Origin of the sequence: Stutzerimonas frequens (assembly GCF_024448335.1) — a bacterium.
In the GTDB taxonomy this organism is placed as follows: Bacteria; Pseudomonadota; Gammaproteobacteria; order Pseudomonadales; family Pseudomonadaceae; genus Stutzerimonas; species Stutzerimonas frequens.
The window spans coordinates 96,334-113,046 of sequence record NZ_JAMOHM010000013.1 but is presented as its reverse complement, the minus strand read 5'-3'; the positions used below and the strand labels follow the sequence as shown (position 1 = coordinate 113,046).

Below are 16,713 nucleotides of genomic sequence, written 5' to 3'. Positions count from 1 at the left end.
ACCGACGCAGCCTTCCTTGATGTAAATGTCACGGCCTTCCAGCTGCAGCGCGGTGTAGGGCTTCATGCCTTCGACCGGCTCGTTGACGGCGTCCTGGAAGAACAGCGGGACGATCTGGGTCAGGCCACCGATGCTCACCGCCAGGATCATGAACAGGGCCAGCAGGCCGACGTTCTTTTCTAGTTTCTCGTGCGATTTCATTTACCTAGGCTCCTCAGGCGATCTGCGCGGCAGCGTCGTACTCGGCGGGCTTGGCAGCCTGCACGGTGCGCCAGGTGTTGTAGGCCATCACCAGCATGCCGGCGAAGAAGATCGCACCACCGATCATCCGTACCACGAAACCGGGGTGACTGGCTTCCAGTGCTTCGACGAAGGAGTAGGTCAGCGTGCCGTCGTCGTTGATCGCGCGCCACATCAGGCCCTGGGCGATACCGTTGACCCACATCGAAGCGATGTAGAGCACGGTGCCGATGGTGGCCAACCAGAAGTGGGTGTTGATCAGGCCGACGCTGTGCATCTGGGCGCGACCGAACACTTTCGGGATCAGGTGGTACAGCGCGCCGATGGACACCATGGCAACCCAGCCGAGGGCGCCGGCGTGTACGTGGCCGATGGTCCAGTCGGTGTAGTGGGACAGGGCGTTGACGGTCTTGATCGCCATCATCGGGCCTTCGAAAGTGGACATGCCGTAGAAGGCCAACGAGACCACCAGAAAGCGCAGGATCGGGTCGCTACGCAGTTTGTGCCAGGCGCCCGACAGGGTCATCATGCCGTTGATCATGCCCCCCCAGCTCGGGGCGAGCAGGATCAGCGACATCACCATGCCCAGGCTCTGCGCCCAGTCCGGCAGGGCGGTGTAGTGCAGGTGGTGCGGGCCGGCCCAGATGTAGACGGTGATCAGTGCCCAGAAGTGGACGATCGACAGGCGATAGGAATAGACCGGACGTTCGGCCTGCTTCGGCACGAAGTAGTACATGATCCCGAGGAAGCCGGCGGTGAGGAAGAAGCCCACGGCGTTGTGGCCGTACCACCACTGCACCATCGCGTCGGTGGCGCCGGAGTACAGCGAGTACGACTTCATCGCGGTGACCGGGATTTCCAGGTTGTTGACGATGTGCAGGATCGCCACGGTCAGGATGAAGGCGCCGAAGAACCAGTTACCGACATAGATATGCTTGACCTTGCGCGTCGCCAGCGTGCCGAAGAAGACGATCGCATAGGCCACCCAGACGATGGTGATCAGGATGTCGATCGGCCACTCCAGTTCCGCGTACTCCTTGGAGCTGGTGAAGCCCAGCGGCAGGGAGATCGCGGCGAGCAGGATGACCAGCTGCCAGCCCCAGAAGGTGAACGCGGCCAGTTTCGGCGCGAACAGGGTGGTCTGGCAGGTGCGCTGGACCGAATAATAGGACGTCGCGAACAATGCACAGCCACCGAAGGCGAAGATCACCGCGTTGGTGTGCAATGGGCGCAGACGACCGAAACTGGTCCATGGGAGGTCGAAGTTCAGGAAAGGCCAGGCCAATTGTGCTGCGATGAAAACGCCGAGCCCCATCCCGACGATTCCCCACACCACCGTCATGATGGCGAATTGGCGGACCACCTTGTAGCTGTAGGCGGTACTGGTTGCTGTGTTCATGTATGGGCTTCCATCCACGGGTAATGAGCAGTTTTTTCTTTCTAATAGAAAGCGGGGCAAGGATGGGGAAAGGGCAATCTGCCGGTATTGACGCGGGTCAATACACACAAAGTGACAAAGGGTATCTCGTCAGGTGGAACCGGCCGCAGGATGACGCCTGGGCGAGCCTGATCCTGGCGCATGGCGCCGGGGCACCGATGGACAGTCCGTTCATGGAGGAAGTAGCCGTACGCCTTGCCGCACGCGGGGTTGCGGTATGCCGCTTCGAATTCGCCTATATGGCCGCGCGGCGCCTGGGTGCGAGCAAAAGACCACCCAGCCCGCAGGCGCAGCTGCTGGCTCAGTGGCGGGAGGTCCATGCCGAGGTGCGACAGCAGGCCACAGGACTGCTGGCCATCGGTGGCAAGTCCATGGGCGGGCGAATGGCCAGCCTGCTGGCCGACGAGCTGGGTGTCGACGGTCTGGTGTGTCTGGGCTATCCGTTTCACCCGGCCGGAAAGCCGGAGAAAACGCGCACCGCCCATCTGGAGAAATTGCTCACGCCTACGCTGATCGTACAGGGCGAGCGTGATGCGCTGGGTAACCGCGCGACAGTCGAGCAGTACCCGCTGTCAGCTGCCATCAGCTTGCACTGGCTGGCCGCCGCCGACCACGATCTCAAGCCGCTGAAGCGTTCCGGTCTGACGCATGATCAGCACATGAACGCCGCGGTCACGGCAGTGGCGACGTTTCTGCGAGCCTTGGCCTAGGCTTCAGGCCCGGTCGGCCGCCCAACTGGCTGACCGGGCGGGTTACCCGATCAGCGGTTGAAGCGCTCGACCAGCGAATACTGGCCCTCGGCCGTTGCGGTCAGCGCTTCGCTGAGCAATGCCGAGCTGCGCGCGTCGCCGGACGTCTGATCGGCCAGGCGGGCGATGGTGCTGACGTTCTGGCTGATCTCCTCGGCCACTGCGCTCTGCTCTTCGGTGGCGGAGGCGATCTGGGTGGTCATGTCGATGATGTTGCCCATCGCCTCGTTGATTCCACTCAGGGCCTGGTCTGCCTGGATCATCTGCTCGACGCCACGGGCCGCGTGCACACGGCCTTGCTCGGTCGTGGACACCGCATGCTGAGCTTGCGATTGCAGCTTCTCGATCAGCTGGTGGATTTCGCCGGTGGCTGCCGCGGTACGTTGCGCCAGCTGACGCACCTCATCGGCGACCACCGCGAAGCCGCGGCCGCTGTCACCGGCTCGTGCGGCCTCGATTGCAGCGTTGAGCGCCAGCAGGTTGGTCTGGTCGGCGATGCTCTTGATCACATCGACCACGCTGCCGATGGCCTCGCTGTCGCTTGCCAGCTGGTTGACCGACTCGCCGGCTTTGCTGACCGATTCCGATAGCTGCTGAATCGCCTTGCGGGTGTCGGCGGTGACTTCGCGCCCGTGAACGGTCAGCCGGCTGGCTTCACGCGTGGCGTCGGCTGCCAGCGCGACGTTGCTGGCCACTTCCTGCGTCGTTGCGGCCATCTCATTGATCGCCGTGGCCACCTGCTCGGTTTCCTGATGTTGCTGGGCCAAGCCGTTGGCGCAATTCTGCGCCAGGGTATCGGCCTGTTTGGCCTGTCCCTGCAGCTGCACCGCTGTGTCCTGCAGGCGGGTCAGGCAGGTCTTCAGGTGCGCCTGCTGGCTGAGCATCGCCATTTCCAGCTGGGCCTCGACGCCTCGGCTATCGGTGTACATGCAGGCGATAAGCGGGTCGCTGGTGGTCTCTTGGGCAAGCTGCATCAGGCGCCGCAGACCGCGCTGTTGCCAATGCAGCCCGGCAAGCCCGAGCGGAACGGACAGCAGCGCGGCCGCGACGAATCCCATCGCGTGATCGAAGGAAGCACCTACCAAAAAGCCGACCTGGCTGACGAGGATGAATGGCAGCCATTTCTTCAATACCGGAAGCCAACTATCGCGGCGGGGCACACCGCTCTTGCCCGCGTTCAGTCGGGCATATAGCGCTTCGGCCCGTTGGACCTGCTCGCGGCTCGGCTTGGTTCGCACCGATTCGTAGCCGGTTACCTGGCGTTGCTGATCCAGGATCGGCGTGACGTAGGCGTTGACCCAGTAGTGATCACCGGTCTTGCGCCGGTTTTTCACGATACCCATCCAAGGCTTGCCCTGCTTGAGGGTCACCCACATGTGTTCGAACACCGCGGGCGGCACATCGGGATGGCGCACCAGATTGTGTGGCGCTCGAATCAGCTCGTCGCGGCTGAAACCGCTGACTTCGGCGAAGATGTCATTGCAGTAGGTGATCTGGCCTTTCAGGTCGGTGGTCGAGATGAGGCGCTGCTGATCGGGGAAGGCATACTCACGCTGGGTTACGGGCTGGTTGTTACGCATCGACTTTCACGCCTGGCATAGAAGTGTTCTCGGAATGGCGCACCTGACCTTTATAGTTTTAATTCGGTCTCAGGCTGACCAATGGGTCGGCCGTAGCGTGGCGATCTTGAGGGAAAAAGCTGATTCGAGGATCAGCTTTGTCGATACAGGCGACTGACGGACGTCGGGGCTTAATCTTTCTGCAATGCTTTTCCGGCAATGTCGGTGCATGTCCGGACGCTGCGCTCGAGAAGGCAGCGGCGACCAGTTCAGGGAGCCGGACCCGTGCATGGAGGCCCAGGCGGCTGGAGATTCGATGCCAAGGGAGTGGCTGACGCCGGTGCGAAAGGACTTCGCACCGGCGTTTTTCTTTCTGCGCTCAGCTCCCGATCAGCTGGCGCAATACGTAGTGCAGGATGCCGCCGGCCTTGAAGTACTGGACCTCATTCAGCGTGTCGATGCGGCTCAGCACCTGGAACGAATCGCGCGAGCCGTCCTGCCGTTCCACGTCGACGGTGAGCAGCTGGCGTGGCTTGATGTCCGCGCCGAGCCCTCGGATCGACAACTTCTCCGTGCCGTTCAGACCCAGCGACTGACGCGTCTGCTCGCCGACGAACTGCAGCGCCAGCACGCCCATGCCGATGAGGTTGGACCGGTGGATGCGCTCGAAGCTCTCGGCGATGACCGCCTTCACGCCCAGCAGGTTGGTGCCCTTGGCGGCCCAGTCACGGCTGGAGCCGGTGCCATACTCCTTGCCGGCAATCACCACCAGCGGCACGCCTTCGGCCTGATAGCGCATGGCGGCGTCGTAGATCGACAGCTTTTCACCACTCGGCTGGTAGAGCGTGTTGCCGCCTTCCTCGCCGCCGAGCATCTCGTTCTTGATGCGGATGTTGGCAAAGGTGCCGCGCATCATGACTTCGTGGTTGCCGCGGCGCGAGCCGTAGGAGTTGAAGTCTTCCGGCGCCACCCCCAGCGATTGCAGGTACAGGCCGGCCGGCGAACTCGCCTTGATGTTGCCGGCGGGCGAGATGTGGTCGGTGGTGATGGAGTCGCCGAACACCGCCAGAACCCGGGCATTCTCGACGTCCGCCGGCGGCGCTGGTGGCTGGCCGATATCTTCGAAGTAGGGCGGGTTCTGCACGTAGCTGGAGCTGGCATTCCACTGATAAGTGTCGCCGGCGCTGACCGGAATCTTCTGCCAGTGCTCGTCACCGCTGAATACGTCGGCATAGCGGCTGCGGAACATCTCGCCGTCGATACGCGCCACGGCTTCGGCGATTTCGGCGCTGCTCGGCCAGATATCCTTCAGGTACACCGGCTGATTCTGGTCGTCGTAGCCCAGCGGCTCGCGATCCATGTTGATGCGCGTGGTGCCGGCCAGGGCGAAGGCGACCACCAGCGGTGGCGAGGCCAGCCAGTTGGCCTTGACCAGCGGGTGCACGCGGCCCTCGAAGTTGCGGTTGCCGGACAGCACCGACGATACGATCAGGTCGTTGTCGGTAATCGCCTGGCCGATGGCATCCGGCAACGGCCCGGAGTTGCCGATACAGGTGGTGCAGCCATAGCCCACCAGGTTGAAGCCGAGCTGGTCCAGATAGCGGGTCAGCCCGGCCCGCTCGAGGTAGTCGGTGACCACCTTGGAGCCTGGCGCTAGCGAGGACTTGACCCAGGGCTGACGCTTGAGCCCGCGCTCAACCGCCTTCTTGGCGACGAGGCCGGCGGCCATCAGTACATTGGGGTTAGAGGTATTGGTGCAGGAGGTGATTGCCGCGATGACCACCGCGCCGTGCTTGAGGTGGAAGTTCTCGCCCTTGACCTCCACCGAGGTGTCGGCCTGCTGCTTGCGTCCGCCGGTTTCCAGTAGCAGGTCGAAGTTGGCGCCGATATCGCCGAGCGTGACCCGGTCCTGCGGGCGCTTGGGCCCGGCTACGGACGGCTGCACCTGGGCCAGGTCCAGCTCCAGGGTAGCGGTGAACACAGGGTCCGGCGAATCGCTGTCACGCCACATGCCCTGAGCCTTGCTGTAGGCCTCGACCAGGGCAATGCGCTCCTCGTTGCGACCGGTCAGGCGCAGGTAGTCGATGGTGATCTGGTCGACCGGGAAGAAGCCGCAGGTGGCGCCGTACTCGGGCGCCATGTTGCCGATGGTGGCACGGTCGGCCAGCGGCAGGTGATCCAGCCCCGGGCCGTAGAACTCGACGAATTTGCCGACCACGCCGTGCTTGCGCAGCATCTGCGTCACGGTCAGCACCAGGTCGGTGGCGGTGACGCCCTCGTTGAGCTTGCCGCTGAGGCGGAAACCGATCACCTCAGGAATCAGCATCGACACCGGTTGGCCAAGCATCGCCGCTTCGGCCTCGATGCCACCCACGCCCCAGCCCAGCACGCCGAGGCCATTGATCATGGTGGTGTGCGAATCGGTGCCGACCAGGGTGTCGGGGTAGGCGACGGTCTCGCCGTTCTCTTCGCGGGTCCAGACCACCTGGCCGAGGTACTCCAGGTTGACCTGGTGGCAGATGCCGGTACCCGGCGGCACCACGCTGAAATTGTCGAAGGCCTGCTGGCCCCAGCGCAGGAACTCGTAGCGTTCGCCGTTGCGCTGCATCTCGATCTCGACGTTCTGTTCGAAGGCCTGGTCGCTGCCGAAGCGGTCGACCATCACCGAGTGGTCGATCACCAGGTCCACCGGCGACAGCGGGTTGATCTTCTGCGGATCGCCCCCAGCCTTGGCCACGGCATCGCGCATGGCGGCGAGGTCGACCACGGCCGGTACGCCGGTGAAGTCCTGCATCAGTACACGGGCGGGGCGGTACTGGATCTCCTGCTCGGAGCTCTGCGTCTGCAGCCATCGCGCCAGCGACTGGAGGTCCTCACCGCGTACCGTCTCGCCGTCTTCCCAGCGCAGCAGGTTTTCCAGCAGCACTTTCAGCGAGGTTGGCAGGCGGCTGATGTCGCCCAGCTGGGCGGCCGCTTCGGGGAGGCTGTAGTAGTGGTAGGTCTTGCCGGCAACCTCGAGGCTGCGGCGACATTTCAGGCTATCCAGGGAAGGCATTCCTCATCTCCTTGTGCCCACACGGTGAGGGGCTGGCTGATGAACGAGCTTTGAAACTAGCCCTTGGGCAGGTGTTTCGCTACTGCACTGGACCGGGCGATGCGGGCGAGGGTTCCCGCGGTCGGCTATGATGCGCGGCTTTGGTCCAGGCCATACCGCTGACAGGATTCGAACATGAACACATTGTTGCTGCATTGCCGTCCCGGTTTCGAGGGCGAGGTGTGTGCGGAAATCAGTGAGCACGCCGCCATCCTCGAAGTCGCAGGCTATGCCAAGGCGCGGCCCGACAGCGCCTGCGCCGAGTTCATCTGCAGCGAAGCCGGCGGTGCCGAGAAGCTGATGCGCCGGCTACGCTTCGCCGAGCTGATCTTTCCGCGGCAGTGGGCGCGTGGCGAGTACGTGCAACTGCCGGAAACCGACCGGATCAGCGTGCTGCTGGCGCATCTGGCGAGCTATCCGGTATGCAGCAGCCTATGGCTTGAAGTGCTGGATACCAACGATGGCAAGGAGCTCTCCAACTTCTGTCGCAAGTTCGAGGCGCCGCTGCGCAAGGCGCTGATCAAGGCCGGTCGCCTCGACGAGCAGGGCAAGGGGCCGCGCCTGCTGCTTACGTTCAAGAGCGGACGCGAGGTGTTCGCCGGCATCGCCGAGGCAAACAACAGCGCGCTGTGGCCGATGGGCATCCCGCGCCTGAAGTTTCCGCGCCAGGCACCCAGCCGCTCGACGCTCAAGCTGGAGGAGGCCTGGCACCATTTCATCCCGCGCGAGCAATGGGATACGCGGCTGGCGGCGGGCATGACGGGGGTCGATCTGGGCGCGGCGCCGGGCGGCTGGACCTGGCAGCTGGTCAACCGGCATATCAAGGTCAGCGCGGTGGACAACGGGCCGATGAACGCCGACCTGATGGATTCCGGGCTGGTGGAGCACTTTCGCGCTGATGGCTTCACCTTCCGCCCGAAAAGGCCGGTGGACTGGATGGTCTGCGACATCGTCGAGAAGCCGGCGCGCAATGCTGCGCTGCTGGAAACCTGGATCGGCGAGGGCCTGTGCCGCGAGGCGGTGGTGAACCTCAAGCTGCCGATGAAGCAGCGCTACGCCGAGGTCAAGCGCCTGCTCGAACGTATCGCCGTTGGATTGGCCGAACGTGGCGTCAAGGCCAGCATCGGCTGCAAGCAGCTGTATCACGACCGGGAAGAGGTGACCTGTCACCTGCGCCGCCTCTGATCGTCGATCACCTGCGGATGACCTGTCCGCGCGCTTGCGCCACAATGCACGCCTGTTTTCCGGAGCCCACTGATGAGCCAATCAGCTGAAATGACTGTCGACGCCGTTCTCGACGCCACCGGCCTGAACTGCCCTGAGCCGGTGATGATGCTGCATAACAAGGTGCGCGACCTGGCTGGCGGGGCGATGCTCAAGGTCATCGCCACCGATCCCTCGACCCAGCGCGACATTCCCAAGTTCTGCGTGTTCCTCGGCCATGATCTGGTCGAACAGCAGCAAGACGCAGGCACCTATCTCTACTGGATTCGCAAGAAAGTCGACTGACGTCGGCAGACGTGATGCCTGGCTGAGCCTTAGGTATCCGGGGCAGCGGCTCGCGTGTTCTGCCGCCGCCACATGCGGGTCAGCCAGCGCCAGGCGATCCAGCCGCCGCCGATCAGATAGATCAGCCCGCCCGGCACCCACATGATCAGACCGGCCAGCTGCTGATCTTCCACTGAGCGGCCTTCACCGTAGAACGACACGCTACCGAAGGTGAGCAGGGCGCCCAGCAGACCGGTGTGCATAAGCGTCAGCAGCACCGCCATCAGCGCCTGTGGCACCTGCTTCGGATTCGCGCGCAGCGCCGACCACCAGAACAGCCAGCCGGTGAACAGGAAGCATGCATGCTCGAAGGCGTGCCACCAGAGGTCGTCCAGCGCCAGCACATAGAGCTTCGGCGTGTGCCAGATCCAGATCACCGCGCCATGCAGCAGCGCCAGCAATGTGGGGTAGCGCCCGGCACGCAGGATGCCGGTCCACAGTGGCTGGGCGAAGCGCCCGGTGACCCCGCGCCACTGCGGCAACGGCCGCGCCAGCGCCCACAACGGGGCGATCACGATGATGAATAGCATGTGCTGGGTCATGTGCCAGGCGGTGCTGGTTTCCGCCCAGTCGTCGATGGGGCCGAACACCGAGAACACCACCAGCAGCATTGCCGCGTGAAAGCAGAGGGCTTCATGGCGCCGCGGCGGTACCTTGCGCCCACCGAGCAGGTACAGCAGCCAGGCCGCAGCCACCAGCAGGGCGGTCAGCAGCAGCGGCGCGCGGTCGAGCAGATGGGCGTCGAACAGGCCGTGGGCGAAAGCCGGCGTCGATACACTCAGGGCTGCCGGCAGCGCTAGCAGTCCCGGTGGTATCCGCCGTTTGGTTCGGGAGATCACAGGCATGGCGGTATCTGCAACAGCGGAATGCCGACGAACAGCGTGGCCTGGGCCGCGATGAAGTGAATCCCCGCAGCGATCTTGGTGACGAACTGCTGCCGTTCGTTCTGTTCCTCCGGTGCCCGCGACAGACGCCAGAAATAGCGCGCCATCCACAGCAGCAACGCAAGGGTCAGCAGGGTCAGGGCACCCAGGCTGCCGTTCAGCCAGTTCCATACGCCCTGGGCCGGGTCGGGCGGGCTGAGCTTGCAGATCACCGCCTGGCCGCCATACATGGCGACGAACCACAGGCTCCAGATGATCAGGCCGATCGGAATCTGGATCGGATGGTAGGGCGACGTCCGCGCATACCTCATCACGCACCTCCCCAGGTGGCCGGAAACAGCACGATGGCCGCATAGCTGACCCAGAGCACACCCAGGTTGTAGTACCAGAGCTGCTCGACCACGACGGGCTCGTATGGCGCCTTGTCGCCCACGTAACCGAGGGCTACGCGCCACGCCTGCAGACCGGTGAGCACCGCTGCCAGTGTGCAATGGATCAGGCTGTACGCGAGCATCACGAACACTACGGCATCATGCGCGGTTTCGGTCGGCGCCAGCCCGGCGCTCAACATCAGCCACAGCAGCATCGCCGACTGCGTCAATGCCAGCAGCCCCAGCCATGCCAGCTGCGACATCAAACTGCTGTGCGGGCCGGCCCGCAGGCGCTTGATCAGGCGGTGTAGCCAGAGCGTGCCGGCGCTCAGCAGCAGCGTGCTGGCCAGCATTAGCCAGCCGTTGAGCTGGCTCTCCGGCACCTGCCATTGTGGCGAAACGGTCCACAGGTAGAACCAGCCGAACAGCAGCGACAGATACAGCGCGCCGTTGGCCAGCAGGGTTACGCCCATGCCCCACAGGCCCGGCCCATCGAACGTGCGTGAATGCAGCGGCGGTTCGCCGGGCTGGGTATGGGCATCCGGCGCGGCCGCTGGATGCGCGCCGTTCTCCCAGGACCAGCGAAAGAGCACGACCAGCGTCGCCACGGTCGCACCCAGCGCGACCCAGTAGAACTTGTTCAGCAGGCTCAGGCAGAGCACCGCGAGGAACACCGATGCGATGAACGGCAGCCAGCTGTTGCCCGGCAGGTGGATGATCTCACGCACCTTGCCGGTCAGCGGGTCGCTGCCCCAGGTTTCCCGTCGGCCATGGTCAATCACGGTCAGTGCGTGCTCACCGCGGGCAACGCTGTCGGGCAGGTCCGGGTCTTTCCACAACGGATGGCGGTCGGTCACGTCCGGCAGGCTGACGAAGTTGTAGGCGCTCGGCGGCAGGCTGGTGGCCCACTCCAGGGTATCCGCGTTCCACGGGTTCTTCGGCGCCGGAACTCCGAAACGAAAGTGCAGGACGATATCCAGCAGGATGGTTGCCACGCCCACCGCCATGATGAAGCTGCCGACCGAGGACACCAGGTTGGGCATGTCCCAGCCGAGGCCGGTGTCATAGGTATAGACCCGTCTCGGCATGCCGATCAGGCCGGTCCAGTGCATGATCATGAAGGTGACGTTGAAGCCGATGAAGAACAGCCAGAAGCCCCAGCGGCCGAGCTTGGCCGAGGGCATGCGGCCGGAGAAGTGCGGCAGCCAGTAATACAGCCCGGCCATCAGCGGGAAGACCATGCCGCCCACCAGCACGTAGTGCATGTGCGCAACCACGAAATGGGTGTCGTGCACCTGCCAGTCGAACGGCACCAGTGCCAGCATCACGCCGGTCAGCCCGCCGGCGACGAAGACGATGAGAAAGCCCACCAGCCAGAGCATTGGCACCTTGTATACCGGCTTGCCGAGCCAGAGCGTCGCCAGCCAGGCGAAGATCTGCACGCCGGTGGGGATCGCCACCAGCATGCTCGCCGCCGAGAAGAACGCTGTGGCCAGCTGCGGAATGCCGACCGTGAACATGTGGTGCACCCACAGCCCGAAACTGATGAAGCCGGTGGTCAGCACGCCCAGCACCACCCAGCGGTAGCCCACCAGCGGACGCTGGCAGAACACCGGGATCAGCGTCGAGACGATTCCCGCGCCCGGCAGGAAGATGATGTACACCTCGGGGTGGCCGAACAGCCAGAACAGGTGCTGCCAGAGCACCGGGTCACCGCCCCGGGCGACATCGAAGAATGGCATACCGGCCGCGCGCTCCAGCTCCAGCAGGATCGAGCCGAGGATCAATGGCGGGAAGCCCACCACGATCATCATCGCCATCACCAGGATGTACCAGGCGTAGATCGGCATCTTGTGCAGCGCCATGCCGCTGGCCCGGGTGCGCAGGATCGACACCACCAGTTCGACCCCGGCGGAGACCGCGGAGATTTCGACGAAGGTGATACCCAGCAGCCAGAAATCCGAATTCACCCCCGGCGTGTGCGCCGAGCTGGACAGCGGCGTGTACATGAACCAGCCGGCCTTCGGCGCGATGTCGAGGAAGATGCTCGACAGCAGGATCAGCCCGCCGAACAGGTAGCAGTAATAGCCCAGCGCGGACAGCCGCGGGAATACCAGGTCGCGGGCGCCGATCATCTTCGGGATCAGGTAGACCGCCAGCCCTTCCATCATCGGCACGGCGAAGAGGAACATCATCACCGTGCCATGCATGGTGAAGACCTGGTTGTAGACGTCCGGCTCCATCAGCTCGTAGCCGGGCAGGGCGAGCTGGGTGCGGATCAGCATCGCCAGCAGGCCTCCGACGAGGAAGAAGAACGCTCCGGTGACCAGGAAGCGCAGTCCGATGCTGGTGTGGTTGACGATGGTCAGCGCACGCCAGCCGCGCGGGTTGCCCCAGACCTCGTTGAACTGGTCGTGCAGCTGGTCGGGGTCGGTGGCGGGGGCGCCAGTGTTACGGGTCGGGGTCATGGAGCGAGCGTCTCCAGCCAGTCGGCAAGCTGGCCGAGGGTTTCTTCGGGAATGTCGTCGTGGCGGGGCATGGCAATGCCGTGCTTGATGCTCTGATGATCGCTGAGCCAGCGGCGCAGGCCTTCGGCGTCGTTTGCAATCACCCCGGCACCCAGCGTCGGGCGGGTCGCCAGGTCGCTCAGATCCGGGGCGCGATTGCCGTCACTGACACCGGCGACGCGGTGGCACTGGCCGCAGCGCTCGTCGAACACCTGGCCGGCGGCGCCGCCCGGAGGCTGGTGCTCACGCCCGGTGCGGGCCTCGATCCAGCTGGCGAACGCATCGGCTTCCAGCGCTTCGACATGCAGGATCATGTGCGCGTGCTGGCTGCCGCAGAATTCAGAACACTGCCCGCGGAAGACGCCAGTCTGCGCCGCCTGCAGGCGCAAGGTGTTGGTTCGCCCGGGGACCATGTCCAGCTTGCCCCCCAGGCGCGGCACCCAGAATGAGTGGATCACGTCGGCGCTGGTGACCTCGACGTCGACGGGGCGGTCCACCGGCAGGATGAACTGGTTGGCCGTCACCACGCCGCTTTCCGGATAACGCACCTCCCACCACCACTGATGGCCGATCACCTGAACCCGCAGCGGCTGTTCGCCCTCGACCGGCAGCGGCAACATGCTGCGCCCGGTGGGAATGCCGAAGGCCAGCAGGGCGATGATGCTGACGGTGGGCAGAACGATACCGCCGCCGATGACCCAGCGCCGATTGATGCGCTTGGCCTCTTCGGCACTGTGGGTTTGCGGGCGGCGCAGCATGGCGTAGATCCACAGCACGCTTACGGCCAGCAGCACCACGACGGAGAAACCGAACATCGCCCACCAGACGTTCGCTACGTCGCGCGCCATCGGCCCGGCCGGTGAAAGCGCCGATTGCGGTCCGTCGCAAGCAGCGAGCAAAGGAACTGCCAGCGCCAGTGTGGTCCATTTGAAAGGGTTGCCGTCTCGCCTCGTCGCACGTACGGCTCGTTTCACTTCAATGCCTGGGAGGGCTGGATGGCCATAGAACGCGAGTCCATCAATAGCAACGCCGCCATTGGTGGCCATCCGCTGCACCCGATGATGATCCACTTTCCGGTCGCCGCGCTGATCGGGCTGGTGCCGGCCGACCTGGCCTACTTGTGGACACTCGACGAGTTCTGGTGGCGTGCAGGGTTGTGGCTGTCGGGCGTCGGCGCGATCGGCGGCTGGATCGCCAGCATTGCCGGCATCATCGACCTGGTTTCGGTCCAGCAGATCCGCCGCAAGGTCACCGCCTGGTGCCATGCGATCCTGGCGGTGATGATGCTCTCGTTGGCTTCGCTGAACTGGCTGCTGCGCTACCAGGGCATGGACCGCGGCGACGGCGACGCGATGTGGGGGCTGTATCTCTCGCTGCTCACGGCCGTGCTGATTTCCCTGGCCGCCTTCCTTGGCGGGCGGCTGGTCTACGAGCACGCGGTCGGTGTGGATCTGGATGGCGAGCAGGCGCCCTGAGCCGTCGCAACGACGTGCCGGAGACGGCCAGCTCGGGCAGGCGGGATGGGAATGGTCGAGGCGGGCCGGGCGATCGGTCATGCGAGGTGGTCATTCCTTGAGTCAGAAGGGTTTGGCCAGTACCAGCCACAGGGTCAGGGCAATCAGAACCGGCACCAGTACTCCCAGCGCCATGCATTGGTATGTGACGCCACGCTCCGGCTGGCGTTCGATACGCAGCACCAACACGCCGCACAGTGCGTGACAGAGCGCCATCCCCGTTACCGTCGTGAGTTTCAGGATCAGCCAGCCGGCCAGGGTGCCGTCGCGCAGGAACAGCGCCGTGCCGGAGCCGATGGCCAGCAGTGCGGCGGGGGTGCTGATGAGGGTAAAGACCATGCGGGTAAGATGGGCATGGTCGCGATAGAAGAGCTGGTCGCTGCGTTTGGTACCGGCGGCGATCAGAGCCGGCAGATACAGCAGCGAGCCGCACCAGCAGAGCAGAGCGGCGAAGTGCAGCAGTTTGAGCAAGGGCATGCCGGTCTCCATCCTGCCTGATGCGAATCTGAGGATGTGACAGCCCTGCTGGTGGGCAGTTCGGGTGTGATTAGCGAGGTGGCCGCCGCGCGCACGGGTGGGCGCGGGGTCGCTGCGCTCAGTCTGCCGTGTCCTGCTGCTTCGGCTCGAACAGTTGACTGCCGCAGCGGCTGCAGAACGCCGCATTGGGCTCGTGGGTGAGCTTGTCGCAGGTAGGGCAATTGTGGCGCAGGCTGTCCTGGCGCATGGCATTGGCCAGCTCGGCGGTGAAGATACCGGTCGGTACCGCGATGATCGAATAACCGGTGATCATCACCATCGTCGCCAGCGCCTTGCCCAACGGGGTATGCGGAACGATATCGCCGAAGCCGACAGTGGTCAGGGTGACCACAGCCCAGTAGATGCTTATCGGAATGCTGGTGAAGCCATTGCTTGGCCCTTCGATCACATACATCAGCGTGCCGTAGACGATGATCAGCGTGGTCACGCTGACGAGGAAAACGATGATCTTCTGCCGGCTGCCCTGCAGCGCCACGAGCAGAAAGTTGGCCTGGCTGAGGTAGGGGGTGAGCTTGAGCACGCGGAAGATCCGCAGCATGCGTATGACGCGAACTACCAGCAAATACTGGGCGTCGGGCAACAGCAGCGCAATGAAGGCCGGCAGCACCGAGAACAGGTCCACCATGCCGTAGAAGCTGAGGATGTACTTGCGGGGTTCGGGGTGAGTGTAGATGCGCAGCACGTACTCAACGGCGAAGATCGCCGTGAAGCCCCATTCCAAATTGGTCAGCAACTGGCCGTGCCGCTCGTTGAACGAGGCGATGCTGTCGAGCATCACTACCACCAGGCTGGCGAAGATGATCACCAGCAGCCAGGTGTCGAAGCGCTTGCCGGCCGGGGTGTTGGTGAAAAAGATGATGGTGTAAAGGCGCTCACGCCAGCTCATCGCTTTCAGGGAGTCGTTGTCCATTGGCCGTGGTCTCTCGCATGGGTGGCAGATTTCGCGGTCGCCTGCCAAAGCGGTCCATTAAAGCATTGCGTTGCGGCGACTGCATGTCGCGCGGTGGCGTTGCAGCTGCGCCATTGGTAACGTCGCTTTGCCTGAATCGTACTTAGCGCATAGTCTGACTACAGGCGCATCCAGCAGTTGGAGAGTTCCATGCCCGATTCCCAGTTGGTCGACCCATTCGGCCGGCGCATTACCTACCTGAGGTTGTCGGTAACCGACCGCTGCGATTTTCGCTGCACCTATTGCATGAGCGAGGACATGGTCTTCGCGCCCCGTGCGCAGATTCTCACGTTGGAAGAACTCTATGCGGTGGCCGACGCCTTTATCAGCCTGGGCGTCAAGCGCATTCGCGTGACCGGTGGCGAGCCGCTGGTGCGTAAGGGGCTGACCAGCTTGCTGGCGCGCCTGGGCGAGCGCAGCGAGCTGGAGGATCTGGCCATCACCACCAACGGCTCGCAGTTGCCAAGCCTGGCTGCATCGCTGCACGAAGCCGGCGTCAAGCGGCTCAATATCAGCCTCGATTCGCTCAAGCGCGAGCGTTTTGCCGAGCTGACCCGCCGTGACCGGCTCGATCAGGTGCTCGAAGGCATCGAGGCCGCGCGTAGCGCCGGCTTCAAGCGCATCAAGCTCAACAGCGTCGTGCAGAAGGGGCGCAACGACGACGAGATTCTCGATCTGGTGGAGTTCGCCATCGAGCGCGGGCTGGATATCAGCTTCATCGAGGAAATGCCACTGGGCAGTGTGTCCAGTCATCAGCGGCAGATCACCTTCTGCTCCAGCGACGAGGTGCGTGAACGCATCGAGGCGCGCCATACGCTGGTGCGCAGCAGCCATGCCACGGGTGGCCCCTCGCGTTACTGGCAGGTGGCCGGCAGCGAGACGCAGGTCGGCTTCATCTCCCCGCACAGCAACAACTTCTGCGGCAGCTGTAACCGCGTGCGCGTGACAGCCGAGGGCAAGCTCGTGCTGTGCCTTGGCCACGAGGGCGCGCTGGATCTGAAGAGCCTGATGCGCCGCTATCCGGGTGACAGCGAGCGCTTGCGCAATGCGCTGGTGGATGCCCTGCAGCTCAAGCCGGAAAAGCACCACTTCCGCACCGACGAGCAAGTCCAGGTGGTGCGTTTCATGAGCATGACCGGCGGCTGAGACCGTTTCGTCGTCCATTCACCGAATGGCGCTTCATTCCTGTGTTCCTCCTGTCGCCATAGAGCTCGGCGAGGTGCGCGGCTGTGTTTCTGTGCGCCGACGCGCTGCGAGACAGCCGGGGCGCCGTGATAAGCTTCGCGGCTTCTTGCCAGTAGCCCAATCGATGCCAGGAATCCC

Annotated in this window: 15 protein-coding genes; 5 read left to right on the top strand and 10 right to left on the bottom strand. The window is 64.1% G+C overall.

All coding sequences use genetic code 11. From position 1 onward, the window contains the following. A partial coding sequence (locus tag NAO55_RS17030) for a cbb3-type cytochrome c oxidase subunit II (protein WP_256070250.1) occupies positions 1–201 on the bottom strand: 201 nt, incomplete at its 3' end. Positions 202–214: 13 nt separating this feature from the next. After that, entirely contained in the window at positions 215–1,639 is a 1,425-nt protein-coding gene (ccoN, locus tag NAO55_RS17025) for a cytochrome-c oxidase, cbb3-type subunit I (RefSeq protein ID WP_102841305.1), read from the bottom strand. 62 nt (positions 1,640–1,701) lie between these two features. On the opposite strand from ccoN, the gene NAO55_RS17020 reads away from it, so the two are divergent. After that, positions 1,702–2,388, top strand: coding sequence for an alpha/beta family hydrolase (locus NAO55_RS17020; protein WP_102841304.1), 687 nt, complete (start codon positions 1,702–1,704; stop codon positions 2,386–2,388). A gap of 50 nt (positions 2,389–2,438) precedes the next feature. Here the strand turns inward: NAO55_RS17020 and NAO55_RS17015 are convergent, their stop codons facing one another. Continuing rightward, positions 2,439–4,007 carry a methyl-accepting chemotaxis protein gene (locus tag NAO55_RS17015; RefSeq protein WP_063543393.1) on the bottom strand — a complete coding sequence of 523 codons (1,569 nt, stop codon included), beginning with the start codon at positions 4,005–4,007 and terminating at the stop codon, positions 2,439–2,441. 358 nt (positions 4,008–4,365) lie between these two features. Continuing rightward, a complete protein-coding gene (acnA, locus tag NAO55_RS17010; RefSeq protein ID WP_102841303.1) occupies positions 4,366–7,041 on the bottom strand; it encodes an aconitate hydratase AcnA in 2,676 nt (891 codons plus the stop codon). Positions 7,042–7,215: 174 nt separating this feature from the next. Here acnA and rlmM point away from each other — a divergent pair, with 174 nt between their 5' ends. Both rlmM and tusA read left to right on the top strand, forming a co-directional pair. After that, the gene (gene rlmM, locus NAO55_RS17005; RefSeq protein ID WP_102841302.1) at positions 7,216–8,265 is read left to right on the top strand and encodes a 23S rRNA (cytidine(2498)-2'-O)-methyltransferase RlmM; all 1,050 of its coding nucleotides are present in this window, start codon (positions 7,216–7,218) and stop codon (positions 8,263–8,265) included. A gap of 72 nt (positions 8,266–8,337) precedes the next feature. Next, complete coding sequence (tusA, locus tag NAO55_RS17000) at positions 8,338–8,589, top strand: sulfurtransferase TusA (RefSeq protein WP_063543387.1); 252 nt, start codon at positions 8,338–8,340, stop codon at positions 8,587–8,589. A gap of 29 nt (positions 8,590–8,618) precedes the next feature. Here the strand turns inward: tusA and NAO55_RS16995 are convergent, their stop codons facing one another. From NAO55_RS16995 to coxB, 4 genes are read right to left on the bottom strand one after another with little or no spacing between them, the layout of a single operon-like run. Then, the gene (locus NAO55_RS16995; RefSeq protein WP_102841301.1) at positions 8,619–9,473 is read right to left on the bottom strand and encodes a cytochrome c oxidase assembly protein; all 855 of its coding nucleotides are present in this window, start codon (positions 9,471–9,473) and stop codon (positions 8,619–8,621) included. Next, positions 9,464–9,823, bottom strand: coding sequence for a hypothetical protein (locus tag NAO55_RS16990; protein ID WP_102841300.1), 360 nt, complete (start codon positions 9,821–9,823; stop codon positions 9,464–9,466). Before NAO55_RS16990 ends, NAO55_RS16995 begins: the two co-directional genes overlap by 10 nt. Then, complete coding sequence (ctaD, locus tag NAO55_RS16985; protein ID WP_102841299.1) at positions 9,823–12,351, bottom strand: cytochrome c oxidase subunit I; 2,529 nt, start codon at positions 12,349–12,351, stop codon at positions 9,823–9,825. The genes NAO55_RS16990 and ctaD overlap by 1 nt, the downstream gene beginning before the upstream one ends. Then, positions 12,348–13,238: a cytochrome c oxidase subunit II gene (gene coxB / locus NAO55_RS16980; protein ID WP_102841298.1), complete on the bottom strand. Its 891-nt coding sequence runs from the start codon at positions 13,236–13,238 to the stop codon at positions 12,348–12,350. The genes ctaD and coxB overlap by 4 nt, the downstream gene beginning before the upstream one ends. 147 nt (positions 13,239–13,385) lie before the next feature. Between coxB and NAO55_RS16975 the strand changes: the two genes are divergently transcribed. After that, a complete protein-coding gene (locus tag NAO55_RS16975) occupies positions 13,386–13,865 on the top strand; it encodes a DUF2231 domain-containing protein (protein ID WP_095460030.1) in 480 nt (159 codons plus the stop codon). Positions 13,866–13,967: 102 nt separating this feature from the next. On the opposite strand, the gene NAO55_RS16970 is transcribed toward NAO55_RS16975, so the two are convergent. Together NAO55_RS16970 and NAO55_RS16965 are read right to left on the bottom strand one after the other, a co-directional pair. Continuing rightward, on the bottom strand, positions 13,968–14,381 hold the full coding sequence (locus NAO55_RS16970) for a CopD family protein (RefSeq protein WP_102841297.1): 414 nt from the start codon (positions 14,379–14,381) through the stop codon (positions 13,968–13,970). Between the two features lie 118 nt (positions 14,382–14,499). Further along, complete coding sequence (locus NAO55_RS16965) at positions 14,500–15,351, bottom strand: ion transporter (protein ID WP_102841296.1); 852 nt, start codon at positions 15,349–15,351, stop codon at positions 14,500–14,502. A gap of 189 nt (positions 15,352–15,540) precedes the next feature. Between NAO55_RS16965 and moaA the strand changes: the two genes are divergently transcribed. Further along, on the top strand, positions 15,541–16,536 hold the full coding sequence (gene moaA / locus NAO55_RS16960; RefSeq protein ID WP_102841295.1) for a GTP 3',8-cyclase MoaA: 996 nt from the start codon (positions 15,541–15,543) through the stop codon (positions 16,534–16,536). The last annotated feature ends 177 nt before the right edge of the window (positions 16,537–16,713 follow it).